General features: G+C 65.6%; 18 protein-coding genes and 1 pseudogene. 11 read left to right on the top strand and 8 right to left on the bottom strand.

Annotated elements, in window-relative coordinates; translation table 11 throughout:
• Positions 1-24: 24 nt before the first annotated feature.
• Positions 25-864 carry a diacylglycerol kinase family protein gene (locus OXR00_RS09635; RefSeq protein ID WP_267388036.1) on the top strand — a complete coding sequence of 280 codons (840 nt, stop codon included), beginning with the start codon at positions 25-27 and terminating at the stop codon, positions 862-864.
• Positions 861-1,628 (top strand): metallophosphoesterase, encoded by a 768-nt coding sequence (locus tag OXR00_RS09630; protein ID WP_267388035.1) that lies wholly within the window; start codon positions 861-863, stop codon positions 1,626-1,628. Before OXR00_RS09635 ends, OXR00_RS09630 begins: the two co-directional genes overlap by 4 nt.
• 63 nt (positions 1,629-1,691) lie before the next feature.
• Here OXR00_RS09630 and rpsI read toward each other — a convergent pair whose 3' ends face one another.
• From rpsI to OXR00_RS09610, 4 genes are all read right to left on the bottom strand, one after another.
• Positions 1,692-2,240 carry a 30S ribosomal protein S9 gene (rpsI, locus tag OXR00_RS09625; RefSeq protein ID WP_242149760.1) on the bottom strand — a complete coding sequence of 183 codons (549 nt, stop codon included), beginning with the start codon at positions 2,238-2,240 and terminating at the stop codon, positions 1,692-1,694.
• Positions 2,240-2,719 (bottom strand): 50S ribosomal protein L13, encoded by a 480-nt coding sequence (rplM, locus tag OXR00_RS09620; RefSeq protein ID WP_242149764.1) that lies wholly within the window; start codon positions 2,717-2,719, stop codon positions 2,240-2,242. Before rplM ends, rpsI begins: the two co-directional genes overlap by 1 nt.
• Before the next feature lie 138 nt (positions 2,720-2,857).
• The gene (locus OXR00_RS09615; protein ID WP_267388034.1) at positions 2,858-3,667 is read right to left on the bottom strand and encodes a hypothetical protein; all 810 of its coding nucleotides are present in this window, start codon (positions 3,665-3,667) and stop codon (positions 2,858-2,860) included.
• Positions 3,664-4,698: a COX15/CtaA family protein gene (locus OXR00_RS09610; protein ID WP_267388033.1), complete on the bottom strand. Its 1,035-nt coding sequence runs from the start codon at positions 4,696-4,698 to the stop codon at positions 3,664-3,666. Before OXR00_RS09610 ends, OXR00_RS09615 begins: the two co-directional genes overlap by 4 nt.
• A 262-nt stretch (positions 4,699-4,960) precedes the next feature.
• Here OXR00_RS09610 and OXR00_RS09605 point away from each other — a divergent pair, with 262 nt between their 5' ends.
• Positions 4,961-5,353 (top strand): MerC domain-containing protein, encoded by a 393-nt coding sequence (locus OXR00_RS09605; RefSeq protein WP_267388032.1) that lies wholly within the window; start codon positions 4,961-4,963, stop codon positions 5,351-5,353.
• Positions 5,354-5,558: 205 nt separating this feature from the next.
• Positions 5,559-6,435 (top strand): annotated as a pseudogene (galU, locus tag OXR00_RS09600) (UTP--glucose-1-phosphate uridylyltransferase GalU).
• Positions 6,436-6,487: 52 nt separating this feature from the next.
• Here the strand turns inward: galU and OXR00_RS09595 are convergent.
• Positions 6,488-7,291, bottom strand: a complete 804-nt coding sequence (locus OXR00_RS09595) for a metallophosphoesterase family protein (RefSeq protein ID WP_267388031.1) — start codon at positions 7,289-7,291, stop codon at positions 6,488-6,490.
• A gap of 146 nt (positions 7,292-7,437) precedes the next feature.
• Here OXR00_RS09595 and OXR00_RS09590 point away from each other — a divergent pair, with 146 nt between their 5' ends.
• Positions 7,438-7,908, top strand: coding sequence for a transcriptional repressor (locus tag OXR00_RS09590; RefSeq protein WP_267388030.1), 471 nt, complete (start codon positions 7,438-7,440; stop codon positions 7,906-7,908).
• 31 nt (positions 7,909-7,939) lie between these two features.
• Here OXR00_RS09590 and OXR00_RS09585 read toward each other — a convergent pair whose 3' ends face one another.
• A complete protein-coding gene (locus tag OXR00_RS09585) occupies positions 7,940-8,476 on the bottom strand; it encodes a GNAT family N-acetyltransferase (protein WP_267388029.1) in 537 nt (178 codons plus the stop codon).
• Positions 8,477-8,573: 97 nt separating this feature from the next.
• On the opposite strand from OXR00_RS09585, the gene dxs reads away from it, so the two are divergent.
• From dxs to fghA, 4 genes are read left to right on the top strand one after another with little or no spacing between them, the layout of a single operon-like run.
• A complete protein-coding gene (gene dxs, locus OXR00_RS09580) occupies positions 8,574-10,499 on the top strand; it encodes a 1-deoxy-D-xylulose-5-phosphate synthase (RefSeq protein ID WP_267388028.1) in 1,926 nt (641 codons plus the stop codon).
• A gap of 15 nt (positions 10,500-10,514) precedes the next feature.
• Positions 10,515-11,627 carry an S-(hydroxymethyl)glutathione dehydrogenase/class III alcohol dehydrogenase gene (locus tag OXR00_RS09575; protein WP_267388027.1) on the top strand — a complete coding sequence of 371 codons (1,113 nt, stop codon included), beginning with the start codon at positions 10,515-10,517 and terminating at the stop codon, positions 11,625-11,627.
• A gap of 22 nt (positions 11,628-11,649) precedes the next feature.
• Complete coding sequence (locus tag OXR00_RS09570) at positions 11,650-12,033, top strand: VOC family protein (protein ID WP_242149787.1); 384 nt, start codon at positions 11,650-11,652, stop codon at positions 12,031-12,033.
• Positions 12,033-12,863, top strand: a complete 831-nt coding sequence (gene fghA / locus OXR00_RS09565; RefSeq protein ID WP_267388196.1) for an S-formylglutathione hydrolase — start codon at positions 12,033-12,035, stop codon at positions 12,861-12,863. Before OXR00_RS09570 ends, fghA begins: the two co-directional genes overlap by 1 nt.
• Before the next feature lie 51 nt (positions 12,864-12,914).
• On the opposite strand, the gene hemW is transcribed toward fghA, so the two are convergent.
• Positions 12,915-14,069, bottom strand: coding sequence for a radical SAM family heme chaperone HemW (gene hemW, locus OXR00_RS09560; protein ID WP_267388026.1), 1,155 nt, complete (start codon positions 14,067-14,069; stop codon positions 12,915-12,917).
• Between the two features lie 37 nt (positions 14,070-14,106).
• Between hemW and OXR00_RS09555 the strand changes: the two genes are divergently transcribed.
• Positions 14,107-14,664 carry a CAP domain-containing protein gene (locus tag OXR00_RS09555; RefSeq protein ID WP_267388025.1) on the top strand — a complete coding sequence of 186 codons (558 nt, stop codon included), beginning with the start codon at positions 14,107-14,109 and terminating at the stop codon, positions 14,662-14,664.
• An 80-nt stretch (positions 14,665-14,744) separates the two neighbouring features.
• Positions 14,745-16,034, top strand: coding sequence for an aminotransferase class V-fold PLP-dependent enzyme (locus tag OXR00_RS09550; RefSeq protein ID WP_267388024.1), 1,290 nt, complete (start codon positions 14,745-14,747; stop codon positions 16,032-16,034).
• 120 nt (positions 16,035-16,154) lie between these two features.
• On the opposite strand, the gene OXR00_RS19770 is transcribed toward OXR00_RS09550, so the two are convergent.
• A complete protein-coding gene (locus tag OXR00_RS19770) occupies positions 16,155-17,159 on the bottom strand; it encodes a sensor histidine kinase (protein WP_267388023.1) in 1,005 nt (334 codons plus the stop codon).
• Positions 17,160-17,188 lie beyond the last annotated feature (29 nt).

The raw sequence follows: 17,188 nt of genomic DNA, 5'->3' as shown, positions 1-17,188 counted from the left end.
CACCGGTCCGCGCGTTGGCGAGGGATGGAGAAAATCTGGTTCATCACCAACATCGCCTCGGGATCGGCGACCGACGCCAAGGCCGAGGCGATCGTCGCCGTTTTCCAGGAGCGCGGGCTGACTCTGGTCGGGCGCACGGGTTTTCCGAAGGATGATCTGCCCACCAACGCAGAACTCGATGCGGCCGGTGCCGATACGGTCGCGCTGTTCGCCGGCGACGGCACGATCAACGCCGCCGTCTGTGCTTATGCCAAATGGGGCGGCAAGATCCTGATCCTGCCCGGGGGCACCATGAACCTGCTCGCCAAGTCCCTGCACGGCAACGCCGATCCCGCCGCGATCGTCCACGCAGCCCACGAACGCGGGGAGGTGGTGGCGCTCCCGTTCGTGGAGGCGGGCAAGCACCGCGCGCTGGTTGGGCTGATCCTGGGCCCTGCGACCGCTTGGGTACATGCCCGCGAACTGGTGCGGGACGGCAAGCTGCGCGGCCTCGCGCGGGCACTGCGGCACGCGTGGCGCCGCACGTTCTCGCGCGGCATCCGGCTCGACGGTGTGCCGGGCATCGATCACCGCCCACAGGCGGTTTTCGTGCGGCCGGGTGACGACCGGCTTGATGTCGCAGCTGTCGATGCGCGCGATTTCCGTTCGGTCGCATCGCTTGGCTGGGAGTGGCTGACAGGAGACTGGGTCGCTGCGCGCAGCGTCACGCAGGTCTTTGTCGAGACCTTCCGCATCGGCGGCCGCAAGCCGGTGCTCGCGCTGTTCGACGGCGAACCGGAAATGCTCGATCCGCGCACGCAGATTTGCGGTGCCCGCACCGACAAGATGTTTATCCGTACCATAGGCGGGGGGCTATCCTCATGACCCGACTGTTTCACGTCAGCGACGTACACTTCGGACGCGAGGACCGCGCGGCGATCGCGTGGTTCGACGATCTCGTGCATAAGGAGCAGCCCGACGCGGTCATCATGACCGGCGACCTGACCCTGCAGGCACGGCGTGCCGAGTTTGCGAACGGGCTTGCATGGTTGCAAGGGCTGGGCGTGCCGGTGACGGTCGAAGTCGGCAATCACGATCTGCCGTACTTCAACTTGTTCGAACGGTTCTTCCGCCCGTACCGTCGGTTCCTGTCGGTCGAAAAGATGATCGAAACGCCGCTCGAACTGACGGGAGTCACGATCGTGCCGATGGTGACGACCGCGCGTTTCCAGTGGCGGTTGAACTGGTCTAAAGGCTATGTTTCACAAGGTGAGCTTGCAAAGACGCTTGCGTTGGTGCGTGCGGCCCGACCGGGCACGCGTGTGTTCATCGCCTGCCACCATCCCCTGATCGAGCCGCATACGCGCACATCTGCGCAGACGCACCGTGGCGCGGAAGCCTTGCAGGCGCTCGCCGAAGCGGGTGTCGAGGCGGTACTGACCGGCCATGTCCACGATCCGTTCGATATCGCGCATAACGTCGGTGGCCACCAGGTTCGCCTGATCGGGGCCGGCACCTTGTCCGAACGCACGCGCGACACGCCGCCGTCATTCAACGAAATCCGTATCGCGCCTGATGGCTTTTCGGTGAAGGTGCGCGCCCTCACGCCTGCGCCGGACGTGCGGCTGCCGGTCGAGCACGTCGACTGATCCGCACATACGAAAAGGGCGGCCCGTTGCCGGACCGCCCCATTGTGTTCGAGCTGGAAGCGTTTAGCGCTTCGAGAACTGGAAGCTACGACGTGCCTTGGCGCGGCCGTACTTCTTACGCTCGACCGTGCGGCTGTCGCGGGTCAGGAAGCCTGCCGCCTTGACCGGCGCGCGCAGGATCGGCTCGTACTTGGTGATCGCCTGGCTGATGCCATGCTTTACCGCGCCGGCCTGGCCCGAAAGCCCGCCGCCCTTGACGGTGCAGATCACGTCATACTGACCGGTACGCTCGGTGATGCCGAACACCTGGTTGATGACGAGACGCAGCGTCGGACGTGCGAAATACACTTCCTGGTCACGACCATTGATGGTGATCTTGCCGGTACCGGGCTTGAGCCACACGCGGGCGACGGCGTCCTTACGACGGCCAGTCGCATAGGCGCGGCCGTACTGGTCAAGGTCCTGCTCACGCAGCGGCGCGCGCTGAACCGGCTCGTCGATCTGGCCCGACAGATATGCGTCGGCCTGAACCTCGGCACCCGCCTGTGCGGCTTCGCCCTGCTGGTTGAGGACGGCGCCGAGATCGGAAAGGGACTGGCGATTGTCGGTCATTACGCGCCCACCTTGTTCTTGCGGTTCATGCCCGCGATATCGAGGACTTCGGGGTTCTGCGCCTCGTGCGGATGCTCGGTGCCGGCGAAGATGCGCAGGTTGCGCATCTGGGCGCGGCCGAGCGGACCGCGCGGGATCATCCGCTCGATCGCCTTTTCCAGAACGCGCTCCGGGAAGCGGCCTTCCAGGACCTTGGCGGCGGTGATGCCCTTGATGCCGCCGGCATAACCGGTGTGCTTGTAGTACACCTTGTCCTTAAGCTTGTTGCCCGTGAACCGCACCTTGTCCGCGTTGATGATGATGACATTGTCACCGCAATCGACGTGGGGAGTGAAGCTCGGCTTGTGCTTGCCGCGCAGGACGTTGGCGATGATCGACGCCATGCGGCCGACGACCAGACCGTCTGCGTCGACGATAAGCCATTTCTTCTCCACCTCGTGCGGCTTGACCGCCTTGGTGGTCTTCATGAGCGCCTTCATGGGGCTATGACCTCTTGTTTGAAACGAAGCGCGCCGCCCACGAATGGACGGCGCCCGATGTCGCGCTATTGTTGCAGAACCGCCGGCAAGTCAAGCAAGCGGCGGCTTTGCTGACGGGTATTATGATACCGTACGTGTTCAGGGCTCCAGTCGCAGCGTCACGATCGTCTCGGCGCGGCTGCTGCGTGCGCCGCTTGCGGTGGTGATGACGCGGGCGGAACGGCTCTCGATAACCAGCGCGGTCGTCGTATCGACGCGGCGCAGCGTGTCGAGCGTGATCGTGCCGGCGGCGGCACCAGGCATCGTCGTGCCACCAACCGTGACCGGCCCGGCGGCGTGGGTGGTGATGGATACCGCGTCGCCGTCGCGGCGCACGGTTTCGATGCCGGGCAAGGTTTGCCCAGCGGCGGTCGGCACACGCGACGGCAGTGCGACGGTGCGCGTGCCGTCCGGGCGCGCTACATCGACGGGACGGATCAGGTCCGCCACCGCTGAACCAAGCATCGCACGCCGCTGCGCAGGGTCGAAGGCTCGAAGCGGTGCCGCCATCGCGGCGGCGCGGGCGGGGCCGGTTACGGTCCGTGCTGCGGTTTCGACACTGGCCGCGAGGCGCTCGATCAGCGCGTCGGCATCGTCGACCGCCGTGATTGCGCCGGCGGGATCAAGATGCACCCGCACGACGCGACCGAAAAAGACACGATTGCCCGCCAGAAACGCTGAACCCGCCTGTGGCCCGGATTGATCGGCCGAGTCGATCGTCGTCTCCGCGACATAACCGGTCGCCTCGCGGCGGAACACGATGCGCCGGCTGGCGTGGAAATGCTGCGATCCGCCGTCGTCGGTCCTCGTCTCATTGGTGTCGCTTCGGTACGTCGCGCCTTCGATCGGATGGAAAGCAGGCGCGGCGACGGGCGCCGGGGTGAGCGCCAGCAAAATCGCGCCGATCACGCGCGGCGGCGCCCGCTCGCATGGATGCCCCACACCACGCTGACCACCAGCAGCGCACCGACCAGCTGGTGCAGCGCGGCGAGTGCGATGTTGACGCCCGACATCACCACCGCGATGCCGAGCAGGATCTGCAGCCCGAGCGCGATATGGATCGCGATCGACGCACGGCGATGTCCCATCGCCTTAGCACGCCGCGCCAGCACCGCCAGCACCGCCACCAGGACCCACGCCCACCAGCGATGAATGAAATGCACCAGCGAAGGATCATCGATCATCAGCGCACCGAGCGGTCGCGTGCCGAGCACTTCATGCGGGAAGATTCGCCCGTTCATCAGCGGCCACTCGTTCGTAACCAGCCCGGCGCGCAGCCCCGCCATCAGCGCGCCGTAGAAAAGCTGCACGGCCAGCACGACCGCCGCCAATGCGCCGAACCCGGTCAGCGCGGCCGGACGCGCATATGGGTTACGCGCGAGCGCCCGCAGATCGAGCGCGGTCCACACGAGCCCGGCAAGCGTGAACAGCGCCGTCATCAGATGCGCCGCCAACCACAAAGGTGCGACCTCGATCCGATCGGACAGGCCGGATCGTACCATCAGCCAGCCAAACGCGCCCTGCAAGCCGCCGAGCGCCAGCAACGCGACCAGCCGGAAACCGTACCCGCGCGGGATCTGCCTGCGCAGCGCGAACCACAGCAACGGCAGCGCGAACACCGTGCCGATCACACGCCCGAGCAGGCGATGCAGATACTCCCAGAAGAAGATGTGCTTGAACCCGGTCATGGTCATGCCATCGTGGATCGCGGTATATTGCGGAATGCGCCGGTAATGCGCGAACTCCACCTGCCACTGTGCATCCGTGAGAGGTGGCACGATGCCGCTGATTGGTTGCCATTGCGTGATGGACAGGCCGGACTCGGTAAGACGGGTTATGCCGCCGACCACCACGATTAGCACGATCATCGCCGCGACCAGATAAAGCCAGCGGATCATCGCCACGGGAACGGCCGTGCGGCCAGAGTGCGCCTGAAGCATGCCTGTGCCTAGCCCGATCACGGTGCCACGTCGATTGGACATTTTGACAGCACGTTGATCCATTGCACCCCGTTAAGCCAATGTTCGACACCGCAACGCGTTCTTGCGTGCGCGGTGAGCCAACACCAGCAACGGGACTTTTCCCGTCCAGTGGCGGGGCCGGTCTGGGGCGGCTTACGGTTTCAACTCGGTTCTTCCCCCCCCACAAAACTTGCGATGATATGTTGTAACTTCATGTGTTGCATGCCACATGCGCTGGGCAATGACCGCTCATGTTCATCATCCTGCAGTTCACTGGATCGAGTCGCGCTTCGACGGACTCGCGATCGGCCTGTCCGGGCTTTGTGTGATCCACTGCGTCGCCAGTTCGGTTCTGGTCGCGCTCGCCGCGTCGGCGGGCGGATTGCTGCTCAACCCGTTGTTTCACGAAGTCGGCCTGTCGATCGCGATTCTGCTCGGCGTGATCGCACTTGGTCGCGGTGCGGTTTCGCACGGGTATATGATGCCGGCCGCCGTTGGCTCGTTGGGACTCGGCATGATGGCGGGCGCGATGTCACTGCCGCACGACAGCGGTGGCGGGGAGACGGTGTGGACGCTGATCGGCGTCGCCATCCTCGCGCTTGGCCACGATCTTAATCGCCGCGCGGCGAACTGAACGTCCTGCTACCGGATGCGCGGCGGGGTCGCGCGGGGCGAACGACGAGCTGTACGGGCAAGCTGCGCCATCTCCTAACGCCTCGACGCTGTTAAGCCGATCGACAAGGTCGTATCAGCCCCATAATAAGGCGCGCTGCGTCCGCGGTGTTGCAGGTCGCGGGTCCTTTCCACATCATCACGCGCGATTTCGGAGATACGGACGCATGAGCATCAAACCGGTACGCAAGGCAATTTTCCCGGTGGCGGGGCTGGGTACGCGGTTCCTGCCGGCGACCAAGGCGATGCCGAAAGAAATGCTGACTGTCCTCGACAAGCCGCTCATCCAATATGCGGTCGAGGAAGCGCTGGAAGCGGGGATCGAGCAGATCATCTTCGTCACCAGCCGCAACAAGACCTCGTTGGAAGACCATTTCGACGTGTCATACGAGCTCGAGGATACGATGCGCGGCCGCAGCAAGTCGCTCGCCGCGATTGAGAACATTCGCATGAAGCCGGGTTCACCGGTCTATATCCGCCAAGCAGGAGCCGCTGGGGCTCGGCCATGCGGTCTGGTGCGCGCGCGAGATCGTCGGCGACGAGCCGTTCGCGGTGCTTCTTCCCGACGAACTGATGGTCGGAACGCCTGGCTTCATGAAGCAGATGGTCGAAGCCTATGCGCGGGTCGGCGGCAATGTCGTCGGCGCGCTGGAGGTTGCTCCTGCCGAAACGCATAAATACGGCATCATCTCTCCGGGCAAGACCGACGGCCGGCTGACCGAAGTGACCGCGCTGGTGGAAAAGCCCGCGCAAGGGTCGGCGCCGTCGAACCTGATGATCCCGGGGCGCTATATTCTTCAGCCGGAGGTGATGCGCATTCTGGAAAAGCAGGAAAAGGGGGCTGGCGGTGAGATCCAGCTGACCGACGCGATGCTGCAACTGATCGGCCAGCAACCGTTCCACGGTTTCACGTTCGAGGGGCAGCGCTACGATTGCGGCGACAAGGCGGGCTTCATTCAGGCCAACCTCGCGCTGGCGTTGGTACATGAGGAGATCGGCCCGGTTGTGCGCGAATTCGCCACGGAGCTGTTGCGGCAGTCTTAAACGCTAGTCCTGGAGCCGGAGTGGCCCGGCGCCGGCTGCACGGCCCGCCGGGTCAGGCGACGCGACGGCGCGACGTATCCCCAGGTGCCTTGGACGATTCGAACAGCCATCGCCGGGTGCGATCGATGCCAAGGACGGTCAGCCGGTCGCTATACACCGCGCCGGTATCGATGCCGATCCGGTTGGCGCGGATCTCCGGCTCTTCAGACACGGTGTGGCCGTGGACGATGATGCGGCCATGATCGGCGTTGCTTTCAAGGAAGGGGCTGCGAATCCAGCGCAGGTCTTCTTCCTTCTGGTCGGCAAGCGCTACGCCGGGGCGGATGCCGGCATGAACGAAAGCATAGTCACCGCGAAACACCATCACATCGCAGTCGTTGAACAACGCAAAATGCGCATGTGGCACCAACACGCGCAGCCGCTCTGCCAATGCTTGGTTCGATAGCGTGTCGTATTCCTCTCGTGTGATGCCGTAGCTGAGCACCGTCTCGCGACCGCCCATTTTTAGGAACATCGGCAGCAGGCTGAACTCGCCACGCAAAATCCGCAGAAAGATTTCTTCATGGTTGCCGAGCAGCACGCTTACGGGTCGCCCGCTTGCCCGCAACTGCACCACCCGCTCGACCACATCGGCGGAATCCGGGCCACGATCGATCAGGTCGCCCAGAAAAATGATCTCGGAAGGCACGCCGTCGCTCTGCGCTTCCTGCTCTTCGATCTGGCGCAAGACATCGTCGAGCAAATCGCGCCGGCCATGAATATCGCCAATCGCGTACAGGCGGGAGCCGTACCACGCCGCAACCGGCCGTCGCTCGGGTTGCCGCTCGCGGGGTCGGTTAAAAATACGGCGTAACATCGATTCTCGAACACCCACCTTGTCGTTTTGGTTCACGCGCCGCCCGAAGTCACAACGCGCTATCGCCAATCGGCAGCAGTCTCAATCGCCGTCTTCCGCCAGGCTCGCCGCTTGCCGCAGAACGGCGAAGTTCCTATCTGCGGGCGATGGCGATGCACCACCACCATCAGGAGCCGCGGGGCGACGCCCTCGCGCGCGCTGCCCAACAGACCTTGGAGCGGTCGGGCGAGCAGTGGACGACGATGCGCGCGCACATCTTCGCCGCGCTCGCCGCTTTCGACAAGCCGGCGTCCGCCTATGACATCGCCGAGGCGGTTTCGAAGGCGGAAGGTCGGCGTGTGGCCGCCAACAGCGTTTACCGGATCCTCGATGTGTTTGTAGCCGCCAACCTCGCGCGCCGGGTGGAAAGCTCCAACGCCTATATCGCCAACGCGCACCCCGATTGTCTGCACGACTGTATCTTCCTGGTGTGCGATACGTGCGGCCAGACCACGCACCTTGACGACGATCTCATCACCAACGGCGTGCGTTCGGCAGCGGAGAAGGCCGGTTTTTCGCCGGTCCGCCCGGTTATCGAGGTGCGCGGCAAGTGCGCGGACTGCGAGGCGGCCGCCTGACCGACCCGTCGTCAGGCGTGATCGGCACCGCTCAGAGCGTCTTGCCCATCCGTATCCCGGGAACTGCCACGCCGCTCGCGTTCATCCTGTCGACTCGCGCGATCGTGTCGTAGCCACAGGCGCGATACAGCGGCTCGCCCGCCAGAGTCGCCATCATTTCGGCACGGGTAAACCCGGCGACTCGCGCGGCATCCTCGCAGATGACGAGGATCATCCTGCCGACGCCCCGCCGCGTAAAATCCGGGTCCGTGTACATCGCCCGGATCCGCGCCGCATCCCGCGTGGGGTCGAGTGTCGACCCATCACGCAGCGAAACGCTGTGGTTGCCGCCATAGAGCGTCGCCCGGAAACTCCAGCCGCCGCAGCCGGCGAGTCGCGAGCCATCCTCCACCACGAAGTAAGTGCCGTCCTCGATCAGTTGCGTATCGAGGCCCATGCTCAGCCGGCTCGCCGCCACCTGTTCCGGGGTGAGAAACCCCGCTTGCAGCGCGCCGATCGCCCGTTCCATCAGCGCGGCGATGGCGGGGATGTCTTGGGTTACGGCGAGGCGATGGGTGAAGTCTGCCATGCGGACGTTGTGGTTTTGCAACGCACGCCGCGTCAAGGCGCATGGCATGTGCTCGCAATCAATCGACAGTCGCGTGCGGCTTCGCTAAGCACGCGCGATGGTTGACGCTTCCACCACCCCGCTTCTCGACACCGTCGATACGCCTGCCGATCTCCGCAGACTTGCGCCCGCAGACCTCCGCCAGCTCGCCGACGAGCTTCGGCAGGAGACGATCTCCGCCGTCGGCGTGACGGGCGGTCACCTCGGCTCCGGGCTCGGCGTGGTCGAGCTGACCGTCGCGATTCACTATGTGTTCGACACCCCCCGTGACCGGCTGGTCTGGGATGTCGGGCATCAATGCTACCCGCACAAGATCCTCACTGGCCGACGTGACCGTATCCGCACGCTGCGCATGGGCGGCGGCCTGTCCGGGTTCACCAAGCGTAGCGAGAGCGAGTACGATCCGTTCGGCGCGGCGCACTCGTCCACCTCGATCTCGGCCAGCCTGGGCTTTGCGATCGCCAACAAGATCGCGGACCAGCCGGGCAAGGCGATCGCGGTGATCGGTGACGGCGCGATGTCCGCCGGCATGGCGTATGAGGCGATGAACAACGCCGAGGCCGCCGGCAACCGCCTCGTCGTGATCCTCAACGACAACGATATGTCGATCGCACCGCCGGTTGGCGGCCTGTCCGGCTATCTCGCCCGGCTGGCGTCGAGCAAGGAATTCCTGGGCTTACGCGATCTCGCCAAGCGCGTCGCCAAACGGCTGCCGCGTCCGCTCGCCACCAGCCTCAAGAAGACCGACGAGTTCGCGCGCGGCATGGCGATGGGCGGCACGCTGTTCGAGGAACTCGGTTTCTATTACGTCGGTCCGGTCGACGGGCATAACCTCGACCAGCTCATCCCCGTGCTCGAGAACGTGCGCGATGCGGTCGATGGCCCGATCCTCGTCCATGTCGTGACGCAGAAGGGCAAGGGCTATGCCCCGGCCGAGGCGGCAGCCGACAAATATCACGGCGTGCAGCGCTTCGACGTCATCACCGGCACACAGGCCAAGGCACCCCCCGGCCCGCCGCAATACCAGAACGTGTTCGGTCAGGCGTTGGTCGATGCCGCCAAGACCGACAGCCGCGTGGTGGCGATCACCGCCGCGATGCCGTCGGGTACTGGGCTCGATGCGTTCGCCAAAAATTACCCGGATCGGTTTTTCGACGTCGGCATCGCTGAACAGCACGCGGTCACCTTCGCCGCCGGGCTCGCCGCGCAGGGGATGCGGCCGTTCTGCGCGATCTATTCGACGTTCCTGCAACGCGCCTACGATCAGGTTGTTCACGACGTGGCGATTCAGAATCTGCCGGTGCGCTTCGCGATTGACCGGGCGGGGCTGGTCGGCGCGGACGGCGCGACCCATGCCGGCAGCTTCGACGTGACCTATCTCGCCTCGCTGCCGAACTTCGTGGTGATGGCGCCGTCGGACGAGGCGGAGCTGGTCCACATGGTCCACACCGCCGTCGCGCATGACAGCGGCCCGATCGCGGTGCGCTATCCGCGCGGCAACGGCGTCGGCGTCGCGCTGCCCGCCACGCCCGAACTGCTGGAGATCGGCAAGGGCCGCATCGTGCGCCAGGGCCAGAAGGTCGCGATTCTGTCGCTCGGCACCCGGCTGGGCGAGGCGCAGAAGGCGGCCGAGGCGCTGGAAGCGCGCGGGCTTTCCACCACGATCGCCGATCTGCGCTTCGCCAAGCCGCTCGACGAGGGGATGATCCGCAAGCTGCTGTCGACGCACGAAGTCGCCGTGACGATCGAGGAAGGCTCGATCGGCGGGCTTGGTGCGCACGTGCTGACCTTCGCGTCGGACGAGGGGCTGATCGATGCCGGCCTCAAGCTGCGCACGCTGCGCCTGCCCGACACCTTCCAGGATCAGGACAAGCCCGAGGTGCAGTATGCCGAGGCGGGTCTCGATGCCGAGGCGATCGTCGATACAGTGCTGAAGGCGCTGCGTTACAATTCGGACGGCGTGGTCGAACATGCGCGCGCCTGATCGGGAGTTGCCACGATGAAAACCCGCGCCGCCGTCGCGTTCGAGGCCAAGCGGCCGCTCGAGATCGTCGAGCTTGATCTGGAAGGCCCCAAAGCGGGCGAGGTGCTGGTCGAAATCATGGCGACCGGTATCTGCCATACCGACGCCTATACTCTCGACGGGCTCGACAGCGAGGGGCTGTTCCCGAGCGTCCTCGGGCATGAGGGGGCGGGCATCGTGCGCGAGGTCGGCGCGGGCGTCATGTCGGTGCGCCCAGGCGATCATGTCATCCCGCTCTACACGCCGGAGTGCCGCCAGTGTAAATCCTGCCTCAGCGGCAAGACCAACCTGTGCACCGCGATCCGCGCCACGCAGGGGAAAGGGCTGATGCCGGACGGCACCACCCGGTTCAGCTACAAGGGCCAGCCGATCTTCCACTACATGGGCTGTTCGACCTTCTCGAACTTCACCGTGCTGCCCGAAATCGCCGTCGCGAAGATCCGCGAAGACGCGCCGTTCAAGACCTCCTGCTACATCGGCTGTGGCGTCACCACCGGCGTCGGCGCGGTGGTCAACACCGCCAACGTACAGGTCGGTGAGAACATCGTCGTCTTCGGATTGGGCGGCATCGGCCTCAACGTGCTGCAAGGTGCGCGGCTGGCCGGCGCGAACAAGATCATCGGCGTCGACATCAACCCGGACCGCGAGGAATGGGGCCGCCGCTTCGGCATGACCGACTTCATCGACGGGCGCGGCAAGGATCGCGCCACCGTCATCGCGGAGATCCTCGCGCTCACCGATGGCGGCGCGGACTATACGTTCGATTGCACCGGCAACACCGAGGTGATGCGCACCGCGCTTGAGGCGTGCCACCGCGGCTGGGGCACCTCGATCATCATCGGCGTGGCGGAGGCGGGCAAGGAAATCAGCACCCGCCCGTTCCAGCTCGTCACCGGGCGCAACTGGCGCGGCACCGCGTTCGGCGGGGCGAAGGGCCGCACCGATGTGCCCAAAATTGTCGACTGGTACATGAACGGCAAGATCGAGATCGACCCGATGATCACCCACGTCCTGTCGTTGGACGAGATCAACAAGGGGTTCGATCTGATGCACGCGGGCGAAAGCATCCGCTCGGTCGTGCTGTTCTAATCGCCTGACCGGAGAAGCCCGCATGTTCAGTCACGTCGTCGTCGGCAGCAACGATCTTGCCCGCTCCAAGGTGTTCTATGACGCGGTGCTCGCCGTAGTGGGCGCGGCACCCGGTGAGTATGACGCGAAGGGGCGGATTGTCTACTCGCATGGCGGCGGTCGCCTGCTCGTCACCACGCCGGTCGACGGAGAGCCCGCAGCGCCCGGCAACGGTCACACGCTGGGTTTCGCGATGGAATCGCCGGAACAGGCGCGCGCCTGGCATGCGGCAGGCGTGGCCAATGGCGGTACGTCGGCCGAGGACCCGCCCGGCGTGCGCTACATGCCGATCGGTAACATGTACCTCGCCTATCTGCGTGATCCGGACGGCAACAAGCTGTGCGGTCGCCACCGGATGCCGGCGTGATCGAAACCGTCAGCACGGTGCGCGCGCACGGTGGCACGCAGGGCGTGTACCGTCACGCATCGACCGCGACGGATACGCCGATGACCTTCTCCGTGTTCGTGCCCGACCATGTACCGAGCACGACGCTGCCGGTGGTGTGGTATCTGTCTGGCCTGACCTGCACGCACGCCAACGTCACCGAGAAGGGTGAATACCGGCAGGCTTGCGCGGAACTGGGCCTGATCTTCGTCGCGCCCGACACCTCCCCACGCGGCGAAGGCGTGGCGGACGTACCCGAATACAGCTTCGGGCAGGGTGCGGGCTTCTACCTCGACGCGACGCAAGCGCCGTGGTCCACGCACTTCCACATGCGCTCGTACATCGAGGACGAACTGCCCACGCTGATCGCGGCGGAGTTCCCGGCCGATATGACGCGTCAGGGCATCACCGGCCACTCGATGGGAGGCCACGGCGCGCTCACCATCGCGCTTCGTAACCCGGATCGCTTCCGCAGCGTGTCCGCCTTCGCGCCGATCGCCGCGCCGGGGCAGGTCGACTGGGGGCGGAAGGCGTTCAGCGGGTATCTGGGTGACGATCCTGCGACATGGCGGGTCCACGACGCGGTCGCGCTGATCGAGGATGGCGCGCGGCTGCCCGAACTGCTGGTCGATCAGGGCGACGCCGACCCGTTTCTCGCCGAGCATCTCCGCCCGGAATTGCTGGCGGCGGCGTGCGAAGAGGCCGGCATCGCGCTGACGCTCCGGATGCAGCCGGGGTACGACCACAGCTATTACTTCATCTCGACCTTCATGGCCGATCACCTGCGCTGGCACGCGGCGCGGCTGGGTTGAAGTCCGGACACTCCGTGTCGTCGGGCACGTGAGAACGTGCCCGGAGGCGCGTCACCCCAGCACAACCTCCGGCAGGATCGCATCGAGCAGCAGCATTCCCGCTTCGCTTACGGTCAGATGGTTGCCATCGCGCGATAGCAGCCCCTGCGCCGCCAGCCGCGCCACCTTGTCCTCGTCGATCACCGCCGCCACCGGCACGCCGCCAAGCCGCGCCACCCGCGCCAGATCGATCCCCTCGCGCAGGCGCAGCCCCATCAGCAGCGCCTCCTTGACGCGCTCGCCAGGCACCAGTGGCTCCTCGATCTGCGCACCGTGGCCATTGCGCGCCACCGCCGCCATCCAGTTCTCCGGCTTTTTATGCCGTGCGGTCGCCAGCCCCTCGCGTCGGCCGTGCGCGCCGGGGCCGATCCCGGCGTAATCCTGATACCGCCAATAGACGAGGTTGTGGCGGCTCTCCGCCCCCGGCCGCGCATGGTTGGAGATCTCGTAAGCCGGCAGCCCGGCGGCGGCCGTCATCGCGCGGGTGGCCTCGAACAGGTCGGCCGCTGAATCGCCATCGGGAATGACGATCCGCCCCGCCGCCGCCTCGGTCGCGAAGCGCGTGCCGGGTTCGATGGTGAGCTGGTACAGCGACAGATGCTCGGTGCCGAAATCAAGTGCGCGGGCCAGTTCCGCCTCCCACGCGGCGATGCTCTGGCCAGGCCGCGCGTAGATCAGGTCGAAGCTCACGCGCGCGAAGTTGGCCTGCGCTGTCGCCAGCGCGGCCAGCCCCTCGTCGACACCGTGCGCGCGCCCGAGGAAGTGCAGGGCGGCGTCGTCCAGCGCCTGCAACCCAAGCGACACGCGGTTCACCCCCGCCGCCGCCAGATCGGCGAACCGCGCCGCCTCCACCGAAGACGGGTTCGCCTCCAGCGTGATCTCGATGTCGGGCGTGAACCCCCAGGTAGCTTCCGCCGCGCCGAGGATCGCCGCCACTGTCGCAGGCGGCATCAGCGAGGGCGTACCGCCACCGAAGAAGATCGACCCGAGCCGCCGCCCCGGCAACAGCCGCGCCTCGTATGCCAAGTCGGCGAGCAGTGCGTCCCGCCACGCATCCTGATCGACGCTTTCGCGGACATGGCTGTTGAAGTCGCAATACGGGCATTTCGACACGCAGAACGGCCAATGGACGTAAAGCGCGAGGGGTGGGGTTTCGCTTGGGGGCATGCCGCGCCATCTATGCCTGCGCAAAGGATGTGGGAAGATGCGGAAGATAGTGTTGTTGGCGCTGGCGCCGCTCCTCGCGGTGGCCGGGTGTTCGCCGCCCGGCCCGGCGCGGATCGTCGAGCCGCGTTTGAAGGAGCAGCCGGCGCGCGGGCTCAGCTTGTTACGGCAGGCAATGCTCGACGGGCATAACCGCGCGCGCGCTGCCGTCGGCGTCGCGCCTTTGGTGTGGGATGATACGCTGGCCGCGCACGCGCTGACCTATGCGCGGACGCTCGCCGCCGCGCACCGCTTCGAACATGCCGTGCAGCCGATGGGGCCTGGCCGGGAGGGTGAGAATTTGTGGACCGGCACGCGCGGTGCCTACCGCTATGACGAGATGGTCGGCGGTTTCGTCGATGAAAAGCGCTATTTTCGCGATGCGGTAACGCCGGACTTCAGCACCACCGGCCGGTGGGAAGACGTCGCGCATTACACCCAGATCATATGGCGCGGCACAACGCGTTTTGGCTGTGCGCTCGCCAGCAACGAACGCGACGATTATCTCGTTTGCCGCTACACACCGCCGGGCAACGTCGTAGGACAGGTCGCTTATTAGTTTCCTGCGGAGAAGAGTCGTTGCTCTTGGCGGTCAGGTCGCTACCGTCTCGCGCATGTACCCTTCATGCCGAGGTGACGATGCTGAACCGCCGCTCCCTGCTTGCAACCGCAACGGCCGTCGGGCTTGCTGCGCCTCTGGGACGGGAGGCGCTCGCCGCCGCGATGGCGCCGGTGCCGATGCCCGCACCAAGCCTCTACGACAAGGACGAGGACGCGTACTGGGCGAGTTTGCGCAAGCAGTTCCTGATGCCGGCCGATCTCGTCAATCTCAACAACGGCACGGTCGGCTCGTCGCCGCGCCCGGTGCTGAAGGCGGTGTTCGACAGCTACGAGCAGACCGAGCAGATGATGCAGGTCGGCGCGGAGGAGTATCCGATCTGGGGTTACGGCCCATGGCCGGAGTTCCGCAAACCCTTCGCCGATCTCGTCGGTGCGCACGTCGACCAGATCGCGATGGTGCGCAACTGCACCGAGGCGAACAGCTTCATCGGCAACGGCTTCGACATGACGGCAGGCGACGAAGTGCTAATGTCGGACGAGGAACACGGCAGCGGCATCGCGCCGTGGGAGTTGCGTGCCAAACGCTACGGCATCGTCATCAAGACCTTCGCGATGCCCAAGCCGCCGAAATCCCCCGACGAGATCCTGAACCGCATCAACGATGCGATCACGCCGCGCACGAAGATCATCTTCGTCAGCCACATCAGCACCAACACGGGCGTCATCCTGCCCGCCAAGCAGATTTCGGCTTTAGCGCGCTCGAAAGGCATCGTCTCGGCGTTTGATGGCGCGCACGCGGCGGGGATGGGCAAGCTCGACCTCAACGACATCGGCTGCGATCTTTACGCCGGATCGATGCACAAATGGCTGTTTTCCCCGAAAGGGACCGGTTTCCTGTATGTCCGCGACGATAGCGTCGGCGATCGGCTCTGGCCGACGACGGTGACGCACAGCTGGGACGATCCGACTCTGAAGGCCGGTCGTTACCAGCAGTTCGGATCATCCAATATCCCGACGATGATGGGGCTGAACGCGGCGGTGGCGATGGCGCAGGAGATCGGCATCGACCGGATCGAGCGGCGCCACCGCCAGCTTGCCGATTACCTCCATGCCGAGATGATGAAGCGCGGCGCGACGAGCTGGACTTCGCCCGATCCGGCGATGCGCTGCGCGATCATCACCGTCAACGTGCCGCCGGTACATCGTATGGAGCTGGAGACATGGCTCTGGCAGAATCACAAGATCCGGGTGCGCGGTGGCGAGCCGAGCAAGCTCAGGCTATCCACGCCCTATTACCTGTCCAAAGCGGACCTGGACCGGTTCCTCGACGCGTTCGATGCGTTCCGCAGGATGAAGGGGCTGGCCTGACCCAGTGCTTGGACTATGCCGGTGTCGCGCGCCGAACCTCTTTTTCACTCACGACAGCGTGCTCTAGCCGCCTGACTTCGTTGCAAACCCTCGGCAGAGACAACCGCCAACGGCCGACTGTCAGGCCGCCAGTTCCAACGTCTTCCGCGTTCCGCCTGCTCCGCTCTCGGTGCGCAATTTTCCGCCTGCCTGCCGCGCAAACGCGTCGATCAGTCGCGTACCGAGACCGCCGCGTGGCGCGGTGGCGGCGGGGAGGCCGACGCCATCGTCGGCGACGACGAGCGTCCAGCCATCGGCGTGCGCCCGCAGCATCACCTCGATCTGGCCGGTATCACGGCCGGTGAAGGCGTGCTTGGCCGCATTGGTGACGAGTTCGTTGACGACGAGGCCGATCGAAACCGCCCGATCGCGTGGCATCTGCGTGCTGTCGATGTCGCACACCAACGTCACCTTGCCGCTGAGGAACAGCGCCTCGGACAGCGCACCGCACAGTTGGTGCAGATACTCGCTCATCTCGACCGCGCCGACGTGGTCGCTGCCGCGATACAGATGGCGGTGTGCCTGCGCGATGCTTTCCACCCGCATGCGTGCGGTGTCCAGCGCGGCGGCGGTCGCCGAGTGTTCCGCCCGGCGCGCCTGCATGTCGAGCAGCCCCGCGACGATCGCGAAATTGTTCTTCATGCGGTGGTCGAACTCGGCGAGGAACAGGTCGCGGTCGGCGATTTCGCGGTCGCGCTCGGTCGCTGCCATGCGCACCGCCTGCCGGAATGTCTCGGCAATGGCGATGGTGAGGCCGGCGGCAACCGCGATCACCAGCGTACGGGTGACGCCGTACGGATCGTCGAGCGATGCAGGTGCCCGCGCGGCGACCCCGAACACAACGGTATGCCATGCGTAAAACATCGACAGTGCCGCCGTCAGCACGCCGGCCGGCCAGTGCGCGAACAGCGTCGCCAGGATCAGCGCCGGGAACACCAGCGCAAACGGCCCGATGCCTGGGACGACCAGATCGAGCACCAACCGAATTGCGATCGCGCCCAGCCCGCACAGCAGGCCTACGCCGATCTGCGTCGCCCAGCGCGGTATGCCCGGCGCAAGCCGGTCCGGTAGATCGATTTCCCCCACGCGCGCCATGACCGGCATTTCAAAGCGGC

Origin of the sequence: Sphingomonas sp. GC_Shp_3 (genome assembly GCF_026540945.1) — a bacterium.
In the GTDB taxonomy this organism is placed as follows: Bacteria; Pseudomonadota; Alphaproteobacteria; order Sphingomonadales; family Sphingomonadaceae; genus Sphingomonas.
The sequence above is the reverse complement of the archived record's forward strand: the minus strand, read 5'-3'. Positions and strand labels throughout refer to the sequence as shown.

Coding starts and splice junctions, on each gene's coding strand:
- OXR00_RS09635 (WP_267388036.1), top strand. CDS start 25: ATGGAGAAAATCTGGTTCATCACCAACATCGCCTCGGGATCGGCGACC.
- OXR00_RS09630 (WP_267388035.1), top strand. CDS start 861: ATGACCCGACTGTTTCACGTCAGCGACGTACACTTCGGACGCGAGGAC.
- rpsI (WP_242149760.1), bottom strand. CDS start 2,240: ATGACCGACAATCGCCAGTCCCTTTCCGATCTCGGCGCCGTCCTCAAC.
- rplM (WP_242149764.1), bottom strand. CDS start 2,719: ATGAAGGCGCTCATGAAGACCACCAAGGCGGTCAAGCCGCACGAGGTG.
- OXR00_RS09610 (WP_267388033.1), bottom strand. CDS start 4,698: ATGCTTCAGGCGCACTCTGGCCGCACGGCCGTTCCCGTGGCGATGATC.
- OXR00_RS09605 (WP_267388032.1), top strand. CDS start 4,961: ATGACCGCTCATGTTCATCATCCTGCAGTTCACTGGATCGAGTCGCGC.
- OXR00_RS09595 (WP_267388031.1), bottom strand. CDS start 7,291: ATGTTACGCCGTATTTTTAACCGACCCCGCGAGCGGCAACCCGAGCGA.
- OXR00_RS09590 (WP_267388030.1), top strand. CDS start 7,438: ATGGCGATGCACCACCACCATCAGGAGCCGCGGGGCGACGCCCTCGCG.
- OXR00_RS09585 (WP_267388029.1), bottom strand. CDS start 8,476: ATGGCAGACTTCACCCATCGCCTCGCCGTAACCCAAGACATCCCCGCC.
- dxs (WP_267388028.1), top strand. CDS start 8,574: ATGGTTGACGCTTCCACCACCCCGCTTCTCGACACCGTCGATACGCCT.
- OXR00_RS09575 (WP_267388027.1), top strand. CDS start 10,515: ATGAAAACCCGCGCCGCCGTCGCGTTCGAGGCCAAGCGGCCGCTCGAG.
- OXR00_RS09570 (WP_242149787.1), top strand. CDS start 11,650: ATGTTCAGTCACGTCGTCGTCGGCAGCAACGATCTTGCCCGCTCCAAG.
- hemW (WP_267388026.1), bottom strand. CDS start 14,069: ATGCCCCCAAGCGAAACCCCACCCCTCGCGCTTTACGTCCATTGGCCG.
- OXR00_RS09555 (WP_267388025.1), top strand. CDS start 14,107: ATGCGGAAGATAGTGTTGTTGGCGCTGGCGCCGCTCCTCGCGGTGGCC.
- OXR00_RS09550 (WP_267388024.1), top strand. CDS start 14,745: ATGCTGAACCGCCGCTCCCTGCTTGCAACCGCAACGGCCGTCGGGCTT.